16 protein-coding genes and 1 pseudogene are annotated in these 16,636 nt (G+C 68.6%); 11 read left to right on the forward strand and 6 right to left on the reverse strand.

Going from position 1 to position 16,636, the window contains the following annotated elements:
* Positions 1 to 3: 3 nt before the first annotated feature.
* Complete coding sequence (locus tag G6N30_RS03255) at positions 4 to 399, reverse strand: globin (protein ID WP_134059940.1); 396 nt, start codon at positions 397 to 399, stop codon at positions 4 to 6.
* Positions 400 to 540: 141 nt separating this feature from the next.
* Between G6N30_RS03255 and G6N30_RS03260 the strand changes: the two genes are divergently transcribed.
* From G6N30_RS03260 to G6N30_RS03270, 3 genes are read left to right on the forward strand one after another with little or no spacing between them, the layout of a single operon-like run.
* Positions 541 to 1,203, forward strand: coding sequence for an HNH endonuclease (locus tag G6N30_RS03260; RefSeq protein ID WP_134059942.1), 663 nt, complete (start codon positions 541 to 543; stop codon positions 1,201 to 1,203).
* Between the two features lie 42 nt (positions 1,204 to 1,245).
* Positions 1,246 to 1,518 (forward strand): aa3-type cytochrome oxidase subunit CtaJ, encoded by a 273-nt coding sequence (gene ctaJ, locus G6N30_RS03265; protein ID WP_134060335.1) that lies wholly within the window; start codon positions 1,246 to 1,248, stop codon positions 1,516 to 1,518.
* The gene (locus G6N30_RS03270; RefSeq protein WP_134059944.1) at positions 1,505 to 1,990 is read left to right on the forward strand and encodes a DUF5130 domain-containing protein; all 486 of its coding nucleotides are present in this window, start codon (positions 1,505 to 1,507) and stop codon (positions 1,988 to 1,990) included. The genes ctaJ and G6N30_RS03270 overlap by 14 nt, the downstream gene beginning before the upstream one ends.
* A 113-nt stretch (positions 1,991 to 2,103) precedes the next feature.
* On the opposite strand, the pseudogene G6N30_RS03275 reads toward G6N30_RS03270, so the two are convergent.
* From G6N30_RS03275 to G6N30_RS03285, 3 genes and pseudogenes are all read right to left on the reverse strand, one after another.
* Positions 2,104 to 2,436, reverse strand: a pseudogene (locus G6N30_RS03275) (HNH endonuclease); the annotation flags it as partial.
* Positions 2,437 to 2,527: 91 nt separating this feature from the next.
* Positions 2,528 to 5,125 (reverse strand): aminopeptidase N, encoded by a 2,598-nt coding sequence (gene pepN / locus G6N30_RS03280; RefSeq protein WP_134059948.1) that lies wholly within the window; start codon positions 5,123 to 5,125, stop codon positions 2,528 to 2,530.
* A 10-nt stretch (positions 5,126 to 5,135) separates the two neighbouring features.
* Positions 5,136 to 5,534, reverse strand: a complete 399-nt coding sequence (locus G6N30_RS03285) for a DUF732 domain-containing protein (RefSeq protein WP_134059950.1) — start codon at positions 5,532 to 5,534, stop codon at positions 5,136 to 5,138.
* A gap of 189 nt (positions 5,535 to 5,723) precedes the next feature.
* Here G6N30_RS03285 and G6N30_RS03290 point away from each other — a divergent pair, with 189 nt between their 5' ends.
* The gene (locus G6N30_RS03290) at positions 5,724 to 6,344 is read left to right on the forward strand and encodes a mycothiol-dependent nitroreductase Rv2466c family protein (RefSeq protein ID WP_134059952.1); all 621 of its coding nucleotides are present in this window, start codon (positions 5,724 to 5,726) and stop codon (positions 6,342 to 6,344) included.
* Between the two features lie 116 nt (positions 6,345 to 6,460).
* Complete coding sequence (locus G6N30_RS03295) at positions 6,461 to 8,269, forward strand: AMP-dependent synthetase/ligase (RefSeq protein WP_134059954.1); 1,809 nt, start codon at positions 6,461 to 6,463, stop codon at positions 8,267 to 8,269.
* On the opposite strand, the gene G6N30_RS03300 is transcribed toward G6N30_RS03295, so the two are convergent.
* Positions 8,260 to 8,907: a flavodoxin family protein gene (locus tag G6N30_RS03300; RefSeq protein ID WP_134059956.1), complete on the reverse strand. Its 648-nt coding sequence runs from the start codon at positions 8,905 to 8,907 to the stop codon at positions 8,260 to 8,262. The two genes, G6N30_RS03295 and G6N30_RS03300, sit on opposite strands and share 10 nt — an antisense overlap.
* A 139-nt stretch (positions 8,908 to 9,046) precedes the next feature.
* Here G6N30_RS03300 and G6N30_RS03305 point away from each other — a divergent pair, with 139 nt between their 5' ends.
* The 5 genes from G6N30_RS03305 to G6N30_RS03325 are packed head-to-tail and all read left to right on the forward strand — an operon-like array spanning position 9,047 to position 13,491.
* Positions 9,047 to 9,472 (forward strand): nucleoside deaminase, encoded by a 426-nt coding sequence (locus G6N30_RS03305; protein WP_134060336.1) that lies wholly within the window; start codon positions 9,047 to 9,049, stop codon positions 9,470 to 9,472.
* Positions 9,473 to 9,506: 34 nt separating this feature from the next.
* On the forward strand, positions 9,507 to 10,460 hold the full coding sequence (locus G6N30_RS03310; protein ID WP_134059958.1) for an isopenicillin N synthase family dioxygenase: 954 nt from the start codon (positions 9,507 to 9,509) through the stop codon (positions 10,458 to 10,460).
* Positions 10,461 to 10,479: 19 nt separating this feature from the next.
* A complete protein-coding gene (locus G6N30_RS03315; protein ID WP_179965545.1) occupies positions 10,480 to 10,959 on the forward strand; it encodes a ribose-5-phosphate isomerase in 480 nt (159 codons plus the stop codon).
* Positions 10,960 to 10,962: 3 nt separating this feature from the next.
* Positions 10,963 to 11,769, forward strand: a complete 807-nt coding sequence (locus tag G6N30_RS03320) for an Fpg/Nei family DNA glycosylase (RefSeq protein ID WP_134059962.1) — start codon at positions 10,963 to 10,965, stop codon at positions 11,767 to 11,769.
* 42 nt (positions 11,770 to 11,811) lie between these two features.
* Positions 11,812 to 13,491: a cation:proton antiporter gene (locus G6N30_RS03325; RefSeq protein ID WP_134059964.1), complete on the forward strand. Its 1,680-nt coding sequence runs from the start codon at positions 11,812 to 11,814 to the stop codon at positions 13,489 to 13,491.
* Between the two features lie 9 nt (positions 13,492 to 13,500).
* On the opposite strand, the gene G6N30_RS03330 is transcribed toward G6N30_RS03325, so the two are convergent.
* Positions 13,501 to 14,280 (reverse strand): DUF1542 domain-containing protein, encoded by a 780-nt coding sequence (locus G6N30_RS03330; protein ID WP_134059966.1) that lies wholly within the window; start codon positions 14,278 to 14,280, stop codon positions 13,501 to 13,503.
* Between the two features lie 149 nt (positions 14,281 to 14,429).
* On the opposite strand from G6N30_RS03330, the gene G6N30_RS03335 reads away from it, so the two are divergent.
* Positions 14,430 to 16,586, forward strand: a complete 2,157-nt coding sequence (locus tag G6N30_RS03335) for a molybdopterin-containing oxidoreductase family protein (RefSeq protein WP_134059968.1) — start codon at positions 14,430 to 14,432, stop codon at positions 16,584 to 16,586.
* Positions 16,587 to 16,636 lie beyond the last annotated feature (50 nt).

A 16,636-nucleotide genomic window follows, 5' to 3' on the forward strand; every position in this document is an offset into this window, starting at 1 on the left:
CGCTCAGAAGGGCGAGTTGACCATCGACTGGGCGGCCATCTCGAGGTAGCTCAGCAGCTCCCTGCGGTGCTCGTCGTCGAGCGTCGCCGAATCGATCGATGCGACCGCGGTGTGCATGCAGCGCAGCCAAGCGTCGCGCTCGATGTAGCCGATGCGGAACGGCGCGTGCCGCATCCGCAGGCGTGGATGTCCCCGCTGGTCGGAGTAGGTGCGCGGGCCGCCCCAATACTGTTCGAGGAACATGCGCAGCCGCACCTCGGCCGCGTCGAGTTCGTCCTCGGGGTACAGCGGGCGCAGGATCTCGTCCTCGCGTACCAGCTCGTAGAACCGCGCCACGATCGCGTTGAACGTCTCGTGGCCACCGACTTCGTCGTAGAACGACCGGGCTGGTTGCGTCACGGCTCCATTGTGGCCTGTCACCGCCCGGGCCCGTCGACTCCTGCGACGTCACCCGATGTTCACGGGACTGACCTGCGTACACGTACCGAATTGCCGTGCGGTGGCCGCCGATCCGTGGTGGACTGTCTCCTCGGAGGACGTATGGCGCAACGCAAGAAAAGCCCGTCGAGATCGGCCGGCCACAAGCGTGCGGCCGCGGCCGGCCCCCCGGGTCCCGCGGCGAGCGCCCGCGTCCTGCACAGCGTGGAAAACCACCGCGTCGAGCCTGCGGTGCACGACGGGTCGTTGTGGGGCCGACGCCGCGTGTTGCTGCTGAACTCCACCTATGAACCGCTGACGGCGCTGCCGCTGCGGCGGGCGGTGGTCATGCTGATGTGCGGTAAGGCCGACGTCGTGCACGACGACCCGGCCGGTCCGGTGATCCACTCGGCCAGCCGCAGCATCACGGTGCCGACCGTCATCCGGCTGCGCAGTTTCGTCCGCGTGCCCTACCGGGCGCGGGTGCCGATGACCCGGGCCGCGCTGATGCACCGCGACCGGTTCCGCTGCGCCTACTGCGGCGCCAAGGCCGACACCGTCGACCACGTGGTGCCGCGCAGCCGCGGCGGCGCCCACTCGTGGGAGAACTGCGTGGCGGCGTGCGCGCCGTGCAATCACCGCAAGGCCGACCATCTGCTCACCGAACTGGGCTGGACGCTGCGGTCGGCGCCGCTGCCGCCCAAGGGGCAGCACTGGCGGTTGCTGTCGACGGTCAAGGAGCTCGACCCGGCGTGGGTGCGATATCTGGGTGAGGGAGCGGCCTGATCTTGCGGTGAGATACCGTTTGGGATCGTGAGCACCCCCGTGATGCACTCTCTCTTCGTCCTCGTGCCGTTGGGACTGACCGCGGTCCTCGCCCTCCTGATCTGGCGTGGCAAGGGTCCGCACCCGGCGAGCTACAAAATGTCCGAACCGTGGCGGTACTCGCCGATCCTGTGGGCGGCCGAGGAACCCTCGGGTCACCACACGGCCACGACCGGTCGCAGCATTCAGGCCGACTCCGCCGCGGAGGGCGGCAACGTCGGCGAACACCATTCGAATCACGTGACGATCGGAGGCGGCGCAAGTGGCAAGTGGTGAAGTCAAGGTCACCGGTCACCGCGCGGCGGTCGAGCGCCAGGGGCTGCCCTACGGCTGGGCGCTGACCACGAGCGGCCGCCTGTCCGGGGTGACCGAGCCCGGCACCCTGTCGGTCGACTACCCGTTCGCGACCAAGGACCTCGTCGTGCTCGACGACGCGCTCAAGTACGGCTCGCGGGCGGCCAAGGCGCGGTTCGCGGTGTACATCGGCGACCTCGGCGCCGACACCGCCGCCACCGCGCGTGAGATCCTGTCGCAGGTGCCCACGCCCAACAACGCGGTGCTGCTGGCGGTTTCGCCGGACCAGCACGCGATCGAGGTCGTCTACGGCGTCGACGTCAAGGGCCGCGGTATCGAGACCGCCGCCCCGCTGGGCGTCTCGGCGGCCGCCGCGTCGTTCCAGGAGGGCAACCTCATGGACGGGCTGATCAGCGCGATCCGCGTGCTGTCGGCGGGCGTCTCACCGCGCTAGTTTCCTTCGCGCTCTTCCCCGGCGAGCGGGGGGCTTTTCCCGGCGAGCGTGCGTGTCTGTTCCACGACACGCCGCTCGCCGGTCGGCGTTTGCGCACTCTCGCGACCCTGCAACAGGGCGCCGCGGATCTCGACGTAGCGAGTCAGGAACCTGCGCTCGTCGAGGCGTTTGCGTCGCATCCAGCCGGTGACCTCGTCATTGCACTTGCTGGTGTTGCATGACGCACAGGCGGGCACGACGTTGTCCAGCGTGTACCGCCCGCCCCGGGATATCGCCATGACGCAGTCGCGCTGCATGGTGCCGTCGGTGGCCCCGCAGTAGGCGCATCCGTTCCAGGCCGCCTTGAGCGCCGCCCACTCGTCGACGGTGAGGTCGTTGACCACCCGCTCCATCCGCAGCTTTCGCCGGCGCGCCGCGCGTGCCCTGCGAGTTCGATTGACGGCCATCGCATGAGAATGCCCCGCGAGCGTGCGCGAACTGCTGCACACCACCCGGTGTGTCGTGTGCAGACGCGCACGCTCGCGGGGAAGTGGGGAGTCAGCTGGCGTCGTAGCGGCGCGCCCGCAGTGAGCGCTCCACGCCGGCACGGCCTTCGACGACCAGCCGCCGCAGCGCAGGCGGCACGTCACCGGCGAGGAAGCGGTCCGCCGCGGCCAGGGCCTCGTCGCTGATGTCCCACGACGGGTACAGCCCGATCACCACGGTCTGCGCGACCTCACTCGACCGGCGCTCCCACACTCCGGGGATGGCGGCGAAGTACTTCTCCGTGTACGGCGCCAGCAGCTCCTGCTGACCCGGCTGGACGATGCCCCCGACGATCGAACGCGTGGTGATGTTGGCCAGCGTGTCGTCCTCGACGACCTGTTGCCACGCGGCCGCCTTCACCTCGGGCTGCGGCCGCGCCGCGGACGCCGCCGCAGCGTGGCGCCGGCCGGCCGCGGTCGGGTCGCGCTGGGCCTCGGCGTCGATGAACGGCGTCTCGGGTCCGTCGGCGTCGATGTCACCGCTGGCGGCCAGTGCCGTGACGATGCGCCAGCGCAGGTCGGTGTCGAGGACCAGCCCCGGCAGGTTCACCTCGGCGGGCTCGTTGTCGAGCAGCGTCGCCAGTACCGCGACGTGGTTGCGCGACAGCACCGAGTTGCACAGCGCGTTGACGAACGCGAGCTGGTGGTCCGAACCCGGCGCCGACTCGCGCGCCAGGTCCAGCAGCCGGTCGGCGAACGCCGGCCAGCCGGTCTCCCGTGCCCACTGCGGATCGGCGTAGGAGTTCAGCGCGGTCTGCGCCTGCAGCAGCAGCCGCTGCGCCACCCCCACCTCGGTCTCGGCGTGAACGCCGCTCATCACCAGCGCCACGAAATCGCGGGCCTTCAGTTCGGCTTCGCGCGTGATCTCCCACGCCGCCGACCAGGCCAGCGTGCGGGGCAGCGGTTCGGCGATGTCGGCGATGCGGGTCAGCACCGTGTGCAGGGAATCCGGATCGAGCCGCAGCGCGCAGTACGTCAGGTCGTCGTCGTTGACCAGAACCAGCTTGCCGCGCGGAACGCCCTGCAGCGCAGGAACTTCGGTGCTCTCGCCCTCGACGTCGAGTTCCTCGCGGTGCACCCGGACCAGCTTGCCGGTGGTGGCGTCGTCGTCGTACACACCGACCGCCAGCCGGTGCACGCGGGTTTCCCCGGCGCCCGGCGCGGCACCGCTCTGGCTGATGGCGAAGCGGGTGAAACGGCCGTCGCCGTCGACGTCGAAATCGGCGCGCAGCGTGTTGAGCCCGGTGGTCTTGAGCCACTGGCGGCCCCAGCCGGACAGGTCGCGCCCCGACGACTTCTCGAGCGCGCCGAGCAGATCACCGAAGGTCGCGTTGCCGAAGGCGTGGTCGCGGAAGTAGTCCCGCAGCCCCGCCAGGAACGACTCCTCTCCGACGTAGGCGACGAGCTGTTTGAGGACGCTGGCGCCCTTGGCGTAGGTGATGCCGTCGAAGTTCACCTCGACCGCGTGCAGGTCGGGGATGTCGGCGGCCACCGGATGCGTCGACGGAAGCTGGTCCTGGCGGTAGGCCCACGACTTCTCGACGTTGGCGAACGTGGTCCACGCCTCGGTGTACTCGGTCGCCTCGGCCTGGCACAGCACTGACGCGAACGTCGCGAACGACTCGTTGAGCCACAGGTCGTCCCACCACGCCATGGTGACCAGGTCGCCGAACCACATGTGCGCCATCTCGTGCAGCACCGTCTCGGCGCGGCGCTCGTACGAGGCGCGGGTGACCTTGCTGCGGAAGACGTAGTCCTCGAGGAACGTCACGGCCCCGGCGTTCTCCATCGCACCCGCGTTGAACTCCGGCACGAACAGCTGGTCGTACTTGCCGAAGGCATAGGGGACGCCGAAGTTGTTGTGGTAGAAGCCGAATCCCTGCTTCGTCTCGGTGAACAGCCGCTCGGCGTCCATGAACTCGGCCAGCGAGCGGCGGCAGAACAGGCCGAGCGGGATCTCGCCGTGCTCGTCGCGGTACAGGTCGTCCCAGCGTGCGTACGGCCCGGCGATGAGCGCGACCAGATAGGTGCTCATCCGCGGGGTCTGGACGAACACATGCGTCTTGGCGGCGTCGTCCGGACCTGTACCGGTGCGGCTGGCTTCCAGCGCGCCGTTGGACACCACCTCCCAGTGGGCGGGCGCGGTCACGGTCACGTCGAACGTCGCCTTGAGGTCGGGCTGGTCGAAGCAGGCGAACATGCGCTTGGCGTCGGCGGTCTCGAACTGGGAGTAGAGGTACACCTCGTTGTCGACCGGGTCGACGAAGCGGTGCAGCCCCTCGCCGGTGTTCGAGTACCGGCAGTCGGCGTCGACGACGAGTTCGTTGCGCTCGGCCAGGTCGGCCAGCGGGATGCCGGTCGACTCGTCGTAGCCGGACACGTCGATGTCGCGGCCGTTGAGGGTGGCTGTGCGGATGGTGTCCGCCGCGATGTCGATGTAGGTGTCGGCGCCGGCCGTCGCGTCGAACGTGACGGTGGTCTTCGAGCGGAACGTCTTCTCACCGGGTGCGCCGGCACCGTCGGTCAGGTCCAGTTCGATCCGGTAGTTGTCGACGGTGATGAGCGCCGCGCGCTCGACCGCCGCCTCGCGAGTCAGGTTGGGGAGTGCCACACCCCCCAACCTATCGGGCTGCGGGGAACCTCGTCGTCTGCAGCCAATTCAGGAACGTGCCGTTGCCCACCGACGAAACCATCTGCGGGCAGTACATCCGGATCGCGATGCCCGCGAAGAACGCCGCGAGCTCGGGCGGGACACCGTCGTTGCGGACCGTGGCGACCACTTTCGCGAAGTCCTTGCCGGGCTCGACGAGCATCGGGCACACCCGCTTGCCGAGCGCGACGGTGTCGACGGGATTGTCGTAACGCACCCCGGCCCGCTGCAGCGCGGAGAGGAACGCTTTGTCCATGGGGTCGACCGGGTCGGCGCCCGCGGCCGGCGCCGATATCAGGGCGCCGGACATCAGGGTGGCGGCGATGGTGGTGGCGGCCACCATCCACCGGGCTCGAGCTGTAGTGGACATGGTGCTCCTCGTCTGTCCACTGCCACACTGGTTCACTCGTGTCGCAGGAACAACACGGTTCGGTCAAGGTTGTCCCACAGCCGTGTGCCGCGGAGCCCGCGTGGGCGACGGCGTGTTGGGGAACACCAGACCCGACTCCGAAGTTGTGCCGCATGGAACTGTGTCCTCGTCACCGAAAGGATCCCGCTGATGGCTGAGAAGTCGAAGGCCGATTTCTGGTTCGACCCGCTGTGCCCGTGGTGCTGGATCACCTCCCGCTGGATCCTCGAGGTCGAGAAGGTCCGCGACATCGAGGTGAATTTCCACGTCATGAGCCTCGCCGTCCTCAACGAGGGTCGCGACCTTCCCGAGCAGTACCAGGAGGCGATGAAGCGGGCCTGGGGCCCGGTGCGCGTCGCGATCGCCGCCGAGCAGGCGAAGGGTCCGGAGATCCTGGCGCCGCTCTACACCGCAATGGGCACCCGCATCCACAATCAGGGCTACGGCGAATCCGACCCCGAGTTCACCGCGGTCATCGCCGAATCGCTGGCGGAAGTGGGCCTGCCTGCAGATCTGGCGAACGCCGCGACCTCCGACGCGTACGACGACGCGCTGCGCAAGAGCCACCACGCGGGCATGGACCCGGTCGGCGAGGACGTCGGCACTCCCACCATCCACGTCAACGGCGTGGCGTTCTTCGGGCCTGTGCTCTCGAAGATCCCGCGCGGTGAAGAGGCCGGCAAGCTCTGGGACGCGTCGGTGATCTTCGCGTCGTATCCGCACTTCTGGGAGCTCAAGCGCACCCGCACCGAGCGGCCGTCGTTCGACTGAGGGCCGTCGCCGGGGCTGCGCATCGAAACGGCTCCGACCGGGTATGAATGTGGAACCATCGGTACCGCCCCGCCAGGGGCGGTACCGAAACCCGCCTCGAGCCCCCGGAGACGACGATGTCCATCGACAGCACAGAGCGGCCCGGCACGACGTCAGCGAATGTCGCCACGATGTTCTTCGACCGTGTCGAGAAGTCGGCGCAACACGAAGCATTTCGCAGACTCGAGAACGACAAGTGGGTCTCGCTGACCTGGCAGGAGGCCGCCGACCAGGTCGAGGCGCTGGCCGCAGGCCTGCTGGCGCTGGGTATCGAACCCGAGCAGCGGGTGGGCATCGCCTCGGGCACCCGCTACGAGTGGATCCTGGCCGACCTGGCGATCATGTGCGCCGCCGCCGCCACCACCACGGTGTATCCGACGACCAACGCCGCCGACACGGCCTACATCCTCAGTGACTCCGACTCCCGGTTCGTGTTCGCCGAAGACGAGACCCAGCTGGAGAAGCTGCGGGAGAAGCGCGACGAACTGCCCGACCTCGAGAAGGTGGTGCTGTTCGACGGCGCCGGTGACGGCGACTGGGTGCTGAGCCTGGACGACGTCATCGAGCTGGGCCGCAAGCACCTCGACGAGCACCCGTCCGCGGTGCGCGAGCGCTCGGCGGGAATCGCCTCCGACCAGCTGGCCACGCTCATCTACACCTCGGGCACCACCGGAAAACCCAAGGGCGTCAGGCTGGCTCACCGGGCCTGGGTGTACGAGGGCGACACCATCGCCGGCTTCGGCATCCTCGACGAGAAGGATCTGCAGCTGCTGTGGCTGCCGCTGGCGCACGCCTTCGGCAAGGTGCTGATCTCCGCGCAGCTGGCGTGCGGCTTCGCCAGTGCCATCGACGGCCGGGTGGACAAGATCGTCGAGAACATGGGGACCGTGAAGCCCACCTTCATGGGTGCCGCGCCGCGCATCTTCGAGAAGGCCCACGCCAAGGTGGTCAGGTCGCAGCACGGCGTGAAGGAGAAGTTGTTCGACGCGGCGTTCGCGGTCGGCCGCGACGTGAGCCGGCGACGGCGGGCCGGGAAGTCGGTGCCGCCGCACCTGGCGTTGGCGCACAGCCTGTTCGACCGTCTGGTCTTCAGCAAGGTGCGGGACGTGTTCGGCGGCCGCATCCGCTTCATGATCTCCGGTTCGGCACCGCTCAACCGGGACATCGCCGAGTGGTTCCACGCCGCCGGGCTGCTGATCCTCGAAGGCTACGGGCTCACCGAGACCGCCGCGGGCGCGTTCATCAACCGCTTGGAGAACTACCGGCTCGGCACGGTCGGCCAGGTCTTCGACGGCAGCGAGGTGCGGATCAGCGAGGACGGCGAGGTCCAGGTGAAGGGCCCGTGCGTGATGGACGGCTACCACAACCTGCCCGACAAGACGGCCGAGACGCTCACCGAGGACGGGTGGCTGCACACCGGTGATCAAGGCCGGCTGGACGACGACGGCTTCCTCACGATCACCGGTCGGATCAAGGAGCTGTTCAAGACCTCCGGCGGCAAATACGTTGCGCCGCCTGCCATCGAAGGCAGGTTCATGGCGCTGTGCCCGTACGCCGGTCACATGCTGGTGTTCGGCGAGTCCCGCAACTACTGCGTGGCGTTGGTGACCCTGGACCCCGACTCGATCTCCGGCTGGGCCGACGAGAACGGCCTGGGCGGCAAGTCCTATGGCGACCTGGTGAAGTCCGATCAGGTCCGCGAACTGATCGGCGGGTACATCGACCGGCTGAACTCCGAGCTCAACCGGTGGGAGACCATCAAGAAGTGGGCGATCCTCGACCACGACCTGTCCATCGAGAACAACGAGCTGACGCCGTCGTTGAAGGTGAAGCGTTCGGTCGTCGAGGAGAAGCAGAAGGACCTGCTCGACTCGTTCTACGAGTGAACGGCGCCGTCCCACACGCGGTTCGAGCGCGCGGTGTCGATCCGGTAGTCGGTGACGCGGATGGCGAACAACCTGGCACCGAGGTCGCGCGCGCGGGCTAGCGGGTCGCTGGGATCGTGGACGATCTCGCCGCGGCTGTTGGCGTTGCCGACCACGACGCCGACCAGGTTCTGGTTGAGGTACCGGGTCAGCTCCTGGAACTGGGCGGCCACGCCCTGGGTGGCGCCGACGTAGCTCTCCTCGCAGGAGATCAGCACGCCGACGTTCTTGCCCGTGATGCCGTCGACGACGACGTCCTGCTCCGGTGCGCTGTTGGCGGTGTAGCAGAACAAGCGGTCGAACACGGTTTTCAACCGGCCGGGCATCCCGTAGAAGTACAGCGGCATCGCGAACACGATCCCGTCGGCGGGCAGGATCTTGTCCAGCAGCAGTTCTGCGTACCGGTCGTCGAGAGAACACCGGCCGTCCTGCGGGCGCCGGCACATCCGGCAGTTGCCGAGCATCTGCTGCACGTAATCGTCGAGGAAGACGTGTTCGACGTCGTGGCCGGCGTCGCGGGCGCCGTCGATCGCCGAGCGGGCGAGCGCATGGGAGTTGCCGTCGGCGCGCGGGCTGGCGCTGATCACGAGAATCTTCACGACAACGTTCAATGCCGCTGCGCGCCGGTTTGTTTCCGCCGGGTGGCTACCGGGCGACAATCGCTCACCCGGCCCCGCGGAATCGCAGGTGTTATTTTGGGCTGTGCCAAGTTCAGATCCGGTGACCAGCGTCGCCGACATGCTCGACGTTGCCTATGCCGAAGCCCGAAAAGGGCTGTCGGAGGGCGGTATTCCGATCGGGGCCGCGCTCTTCGACGCTGACGGCGTCCTGCTGGGCAGCGGCCACAACCGCCGGGTGCAGGACGACGATCCGTCGGTGCACGCCGAGACCGACGCGTTCCGCAACGCAGGCCGGCAGCGCGACTACCGGTCCACCGTGATGGTGACGACCCTGTCGCCGTGCTGGTACTGCAGCGGACTGGTACGGCAGTTCAACATCGGTGCGGTGATCGTGGGGGAGAGCCGCACCTTCACCGGCGGGCACGAATGGTTGGCCGACCTCGGTGTGAAGGTCACCGTCGTCGACGACGAGCGGTGCGTGTCGATGATGTCCGAGTTCATCGAGGCCCATCCGGAACTGTGGAACGAGGACATCGGCCGATGAGCGCTTGCGCGAAGAGCATCAGCGGAGTCGCCGCGTGATCGCGACGATCGATCTGTCCCGCTGGTACGCCGGGGGAGCCGAAGCCGACGCGCTGGCGGCCGAGGTCGACGAAGGACTGCAGCGCGCCGGCTTTATTCTCGTCACCGGCCACGGCGTGGACCCGGCGCTCGCCGCGGACGTCCGCGCGGCGTCCCGCGCGTTCTTCGCGCAACCGCACGAGGTCAAGCAGCGTTACTCGGTGCCCGTCGGCGGGCACGGCTGGATCGGTCCGGGTGCCGAGGCCAACGCCTACGCCGAGGGCACCGAGACACCGCCGGACCTCAAGGAGAGCTTCAGCCTGGGCGCCGACACCGCCACCGGTGACCCGGAGGTCGACCGGATCTGGTTCGCGCCCAACGTCTGGCCCGACGAGGTGCCCGTGCTGCGCGAGCTGGTCACCGCCTACACCGCGGAGATGCGTCGTGTCGCCGACGATCTGCTCGCCCTCTTCGCCCACGCGCTGCGGATACCGGCCAACCCGTTCGTCCAGCTGGCGAGCCGGCCCACGTGGACGATGAACATCAACCACTACCCGCCGGTCAGCGTCGTCGGCGAACCCGAACCGGGCCAGTTCCGCATCGGGCCGCACACCGACTTCGGCACCGTGACGATCCTGGACCGGGAGCCGGGTGCCGGTGGGCTGCAGGTGTTCTCGGACGCCGACGGATGGGCCGACGCGCCGTACCGGGCGGATGCGCTGACCGTCAACATCGGCGATCTGCTGGAGTACTGGAGCGGGCGGCGCTGGCCGTCGGGCCGGCACCGGGTGTTGCCGCCGCAGCCCGACGCCCCCGAAGAGGATCTGGTCTCGCTGATCTACTTCTACGAGGCCAACCACGACGCTGTCGTCACCCCACTCGGCCCGCCGATCGGCAAGGTGTCCGGGCTGGACCCCGTCACGTCGTCGGACTTCATCAAGGAGCGCCTCGACGCGATCACCGTCGGCTGAACCTGTCACAATGGCCGCCATGCGCGTCTACCTGGGAGCCGATCACGCGGGCTACGAGCTGAAGCAGGTCATCATCGACCATCTCCGCGACACCGGTCACGAACCGGTGGACTGCGGCGCGTTCGGCTACGACGCCGACGACGACTACCCGGCGTTCTGCATCGCGGCCGCCGAGAAGACGGTGGCCGACCCGGGCAGCCTCGGCATCGTGCTGGGCGGTTCCGGCAACGGTGAGCAGATCGCGGCCAACAAGGTGCCCGGCGCCCGCTGCGCGCTGGCCTGGAGCGTCGAGACGGCCAAGCTGGCGCGTGAGCACAACAACGCCCAGCTCATCGGCATCGGCGGCCGCATGCACTCCGAGGCCGACGCGCTCGCGATCGTCGACGCGTTCCTGTCCACCCCGTGGTCGGAAGCGCAACGCCACCAACGCCGTATCGACATCCTCGCCGAGTACGAGCGCACCCACGATGCGCCTGCGGTGCCCGGAGCGCCGGCGTAGCGGATGCCCGAGGGCCACACCCTGCACCGGCTCGCCCGGCTGCACCAGAAGCGGTACAAGGGCGCGCGGGTACGGGTGAGCAGTCCGCAGGGCCGCTTCGCCGACGGCGCCGCGATGGTCGACGGCCGCACCTTCACCGGTGCCAGCGCGTGGGGTAAGCACCTCTTCCACCACTACCGCGGTGGCCGCATCATCCACGTGCACCTCGGGCTGTACGGACGGTTCGACGAGTTCGTGTTGCCGGCCGACGAGCCGCCGCCCGATCCGGTCGGACAGGTGCGGATGCGCATCGTCGGATCGGAGTACGGCACCGACCTGCGCGGCCCCACCGCCTGCGAGGTCGTCGACGAGGCGCAGGTGTCGGAGATCCTGGCCCGCCTCGGACCAGACCCGCTGCGGCGCGATGCGGATCCCGCGCCGGCGTGGACCAGGCTGAACCGCTCGCGCAGGCCCGTCGGTGCGCTGCTGATGGACCAGGCGGTCATCGCCGGGGTCGGCAACGTCTACCGCAACGAACTGCTCTACCGCCACCGCATCGACCCCTACCGGTTGGGCACCAACATCGAACCCGGCGAATTCGACGCGATGTGGACCGACCTGATCGACCTGATGAAAGTCGGTGTGCGGCGCGGTCAGATCATCACCGTGCGGCCCGAGGACGACCACGGCGCCCCCTCGTACCGCACCGGCCGGCCCCGCACCTACGTCTACCGCCGTCCCGGCGAGCCGTGCCGGATCTGCGGCACCCCGATCAGCACCGCCGTGCTGGAGGGCCGCAACCTGTTCTGGTGCCCGACCTGCCAGCGCTGAGGTAACGCGGCGCCGCTCGCCGTTTGCGGCGACAATCTCCCGGTGGAACTGATCCTCGTCGTCGTCGGCGCCATCGTGGTCACGGCCATCGCTCACCGCCGCGGTCTGGAACCCGCCCTCGTCCTAGTAGTCGTCGGGTTCGTGGTGTCGTTCGCCCCCGACTTCAACGGCGTCGAACTCGATTCCGAGGTGCTGCTGTCGGTGGTGCTGCCCCCGCTGCTGTATTCGGCGGCGCTGAACTTCTCGTTCCCAACGTTCCTGCGCAACATCAAACCGATCCTGGGCCTGGGTGTCGGGCTGGTGGTGATCACGACGTTCGCGGTCGCCGGCCTGGCGTCCTGGCTGGTGCCGTCGCTGACGTTCGGTGTCGCTCTGATCCTCGGTGCGGTGGTGGCGCCGCCGGACGCGGTGACCGCGGTCGCGGTGGGCCGCCGGCTGGGCCTGCCGAAGAAGGTGATGGCGATCCTGACCGGCGAGAGCCTGGTCAACGACGCGGCGGCACTGTCGCTGTTCTCGATCGCGGTGGCCCAGGTGGCGGGCAGCCGGGCGTTCATCGAGAACCCGGTGCTGCTGTTCAGCTACAGCGCACTGCTCGGTCCGCTCGTCGGGGCCGCGCTGGGCTTCGTCACGCTGTGGATCCGGCGCCGGCTGGCCAACCCCGGCCTGGAGACGATCCAGGGTCTGGTGGTGCCGTTCGCGGCGTTCATCTCCGCCGAGCACCTGCACGCCTCGGGGGTGCTGGCCGTCGTGGTCGCGGGATTCGTGGTCGGCCACGGTTCGCTCGACGCGGGTTATCAGACCCGGCTGCAGGAGCGTTACGTGTGGAACTCGGTCGACGTGATGCTCGAGGCATTCGTGTTCGCCTACATCGGATTACAGCTGCGGTTCGTGATCGAAGACCTCAACACCGCGCACGAGTCGCTGGCCGAGGTGGCGGTTGCGTCCGGCGTGGTGCTGCTCGTCGTCCTACTGATCCGGCCGGTCTGCGTGTTCCTGATGTTCGGCCGCGGGGTGCTCTCGCGCAAGGTCGAGTCCAGGCTCAGCGTGCCGATACCCGAGGGCGGTCGCGGGGCGCTGGGAGTACGCCGACGAGGCCGGCCCGGCCGGCTGTCCGCACTGGGCGACCGGCGCTCGCTGACGTGGCAGGAGAACGTCGTCGTCTCGTGGACCGGGATGCGGGGCGTGGTGACGCTGGCCGCCGCGTCGGGCCTGCCGTTGATGACGGTCGATGGTGAGCCGTTCCCCGAGCGCGCCACCATCCAGGCGATCGCGTTCGTGGTCAGCGTCAGCACGCTGCTGTTGCAGGGGTGGACGCTGCCACTGCTGATCCGTTGGCTGCAACCGTCATTCGCCGAAGACCGGCATTCCGACGAGAAAGAGACGCGCAAGGCCGAACAGGTGGTGCACACCGCGGCCGACGAAGTGCTGAACCGGTTCGCCGACGCGCCGCCGCCCGGACTGGACGACGCGACGCTGGCCAACATCCGGCAGACGATCGCCCGGCACTCCCAAGACGCCGACGAGATGCCCGATCCGGAATCCCACACGCCCCGCGCGGAGGTGTTCTCCAAGCTCTACCGCGACGTGCTGTGCGCGCAGCGCAATGCATTGATCGCCGAACGCGACGCCGGCCGCATCGAAGACGAGGCGGTGCGCGCCATGCTGGAGCGGCTCGACCTGCAGGAGGCGGGGGTGTCGGCCCGGCTCGAGAGCCGGATCTGAGCGCGGCGGCTAGAACCCGCCGAAGTCGCCACCGCCGAAGTCGCCGCCGCCGAAATCGCCCCAGCCGCCGCCGCCGTCCCAGCCAGCGTCGCCGCCGCCACCGTCGTCGAATCCGGGGTCCTGGCCCTGATCGAAGCCCTGGTCATAGCCCTGGGCGAAACCCTGCTCGTAGCCGCTGCCGTGCATCCCGGAGAACAACGCGTCGAACAGCAGCACCGAGCCGAGGCCCCACGCGCCGGCGACCAGCGCCGGCTTCCACCACGGTTCGGAGTACCACCCGGCCGGCACCGGACGGCCCGCGACCCGGCCGCCCGGGTAGTAGTTCGGGGTGCGCTGCGACGGAACCGGGGACGCCTCGATCTCCCTGCCGTCGAACTGCACCCGGCGGTCCTCGGTGACCGCGCCCGCGGAGCGCTGCCCGGCGAGCGTCTCGAGTTCGGGACCGGGATCCATGCCCATGGCCGTGCGCGCCGCGCGGACGTAGTAGAGGCCTTCGATCGCACTCTCCTTGGCCAGTTCGGCCTGCCGGGCCGACGTGGCCTGGTCGATCTGTGATGAGGCGGCGGTGTAGCGCTCCGAGGCGTCGGCCAACGCCTGCTTCGACGCCTCGTCGGTGCCGCTGAGATTGAGCACCTGTCCGCCGAGCCGCTCGATCACCCGGCGGGCGTCGGCCTTCGCGTCGGCCAGCGACTGGGCGGTGCGCCGGCCCGACGCCTTCGATGAGCTGTAGACCGCCAGCGCGAGCGCGGCGACGACCACGATGATCAGGACGAGCAGGACGCCGTTCATGTGTCCAGCGTACCGACGCGCGGTCCACGTTCGCGGTGCGCGAAAACCGCGCACGCCCGCACCGGTCACAGCAGCTTAATGCGCGTGCAATTGCCGGGCCACAAACCTCGTCCTAACTGGTAGCACCACCGCAGCCCAGGAGGACCCCCGTGAAGGAACTCACCATCGTGCGCGGCGCCTGCCCGCACGACTGCCCGGACACGTGCGCGATGCTCTACCACGTCGAGGACGGCAAACTCGTTGACGTCCAGGGTGATCCGAACCATCCGATGACCAAGGGCAACCTCTGCGTCAAGGTCAAGAACTTCCACGAACACCATTACCAGTCCGACCGGCTGCTCTACCCGATGCGCCGGGTGGGACCGAAGGGCTCCGGTGCCTTCGAGAGGATCTCCTGGGACGACGCGCTCGCGGAGATCAAGCAGCGCTGGACGGCGATCATCGAGGAGTACGGCAGTCAGGCGATCATGCCGCACGCCTATCTCGGTCACCAGGGCGTGCTCAACGGATTGACCGCGGGTGACGCGTTCTTCAACCGGCTGGGGTCGACGGTGGCGGAGAAGACGTACTGCGAATCGGGTTCCTCGACCGCATGGCACATGACCGTCGGCGGATCCGGTGGCCTCGACGTCGAATCGATGGCCCACTCGAAGTACATCATCGTGTGGGGCATGAACATGACCAGCACGAACCTGCACGGCTGGCCGTTCCTGCTCGAGGCGCGCAAGAAGAACGGCGCGAAGATCGTCGTGATCGATCCGGTGCGCAACCGCACTGCGCGGCAAGCGGATTGGCACATCCGCGTCCGCCCGGGCACCGACGGCGCCCTCGCGATGGGGATGATCCACGAGACCATCGCCCAGGGGCTCACCGACACCGATTACGTCGAGAAGTACACGGTGGGCTTCGAGGAACTGGCCGCCCGCGCCGCGCAGTACCCACCCGAACGAGTCGAGGAGATCACCGGTGTGCCCGCCGACGACGTTCGCACGCTGGCGCGCGAATATGCGACCAGCCAGCCCGCGGCGATCCGCCAGGGTGTGGCTCTGGAGCGCAGCCGCGGTGGGGGACAGGCGATCCGGGCCATCACGTGCCTGCCCGCACTGGTCGGCGCGTGGCGACACGTCGGCGGCGGCACGATGGAGATGCCGATCTGGGAGTTCCCGACCAGCTTCGACAAGATCTGTATGCCGGAGTGGATCCCGGAGGGCACGCGTGTGGTCAACGAGCTCGACCTCGGGATGGCGCTCACCGGTGAACTCGAGCTCGACCCGCCGATCAAATCGTTGTTCGTCTACAACTCGAATCCGGTGTCCCAGGGCCCCGCGCAGGAGAAGACGATGCGCGGGTTGATGCGCGACGACCTGTTCACGGTCGTCAGCGAACATTTCATCACCGACACCGCCAAGTACGCCGATCTGGTGCTGCCGGCCACCATGCAGGCCGAACAACTCGACATCATGGTGACCTGGGGACACCTGTACATATCGCTCAACCAGCCGGCGATCGCACCGCCCGGTGAAGCCATCCCCAACGTCGAACTGTTCCGGCGGTTGGCCAAGACGATGGAGTTCGACGAGGAGTCGATGGCCTACTGGAACCGCACCGACCGCGAGATGCTCATCGACTTCCACGACTGGGACGCGCCTGCGCTGCAGGGCATCACGTACGAGAAGCTCGAAGAGGTCGGCTGGATGCGGTTGAACGTCGGCACGCCGGACACCAGGGCGCCGCATGCCGAGGGCAACTTCCCGACCCCGTCGGGGAAGTGCGAGTTCAAGTCCAGCCTCGCCGAGGGCGGCAACTTCGTGGTCCCGGTGTGGCGGTCGATGTACGAGGGGATGCAGCCCGGCGGATATGTGGACCCGGTGCCCGACTATGTCCCGCCGTTTGAATCTGCGCAGTCCAATCCACAACTGGCGCAACGCTATCCGTTGAGCATCATCTCGCCGAAGCCGCATGCGTTCCTCAACAGCCAGTACGGGAACGCGCCGGACAAGCAGCGCGTCCAGGGCGGGCAGCGGGTGTTCATCCATCCCGACGACGCCGGCGCGCGCGGTATCGCCGAGGGGGAGATGGTGCGGGTGTTCAACGACCGTGGGTCATTCGTCGGCCCCGCCGCCGACGAGCCGGACCTGATGCCGGGACTGGTGATGGCCAATGTCGGACACTGGCAGGGCGGCGGATCGGGGACGACGGTCAACGCGATCACCGCCGACCGGCACTGCGGGCTGGGCAACGCCGGCGTGTACGGCGACAACCTCGTCGAGGTGCAGAAGGTGGTGGGGGAGGCGGTCGCCAGCTGAGCATGGCGGCGGCCCGCCCCTCAGGAGGGACGGGCCGCCGCCATTGACTG

Origin of the sequence: Mycolicibacterium litorale (assembly GCF_010731695.1) — a bacterium.
GTDB classification, from domain to species: Bacteria; Actinomycetota; Actinomycetes; order Mycobacteriales; family Mycobacteriaceae; genus Mycobacterium; species Mycobacterium litorale.